Here is a 298-nt window from a genome sequence, read left to right as displayed (position 1 = left end):
AACGTCCTACTCTCACAGGGACAAGGTCCCAACTACCATCGGCGCTAGAGAGCTTAACTTCCGTGTTCGGTATGGGAACGGGTGTGACCTCTCTGCCATCATTACCAGACTTTTATCATTATACACATTCTTTTCAGAATGTCAAAGGGAATTTTAAATATATATTCCTTCAAAACTAGATAACATCGCTTCATATTATATGGTTAAGTCCTCGATCTATTAGTATTCGTCAGCTCCACATGTCACCATGCTTCCACCTCGAACCTATCAACCTGATCATCTTTCAGGGATCTTACTA

At 41.3% G+C, this 298-nt stretch carries 2 rRNA genes; both read right to left on the bottom strand.

The annotated features are described in order from the left end of the window. Window positions 1-109, bottom strand: a 5S ribosomal RNA gene (gene rrf / locus ACS2MN_RS31090); the annotation flags it as partial. A 90-nt stretch (window positions 110-199) separates the two neighbouring features. Further along, a 23S ribosomal RNA gene (locus ACS2MN_RS31085) occupies window positions 200-298 on the bottom strand; the annotation flags it as partial.

It is taken from the genome of Bacillus cereus group sp. BceL062, assembly GCF_051780025.1.
Taxonomy (GTDB): Bacteria; Bacillota; Bacilli; order Bacillales; family Bacillaceae_G; genus Bacillus_A; species Bacillus_A toyonensis.
Note: the sequence above shows the minus strand (reverse complement) of the source record. Positions and strands in the feature narration are given on the sequence as shown.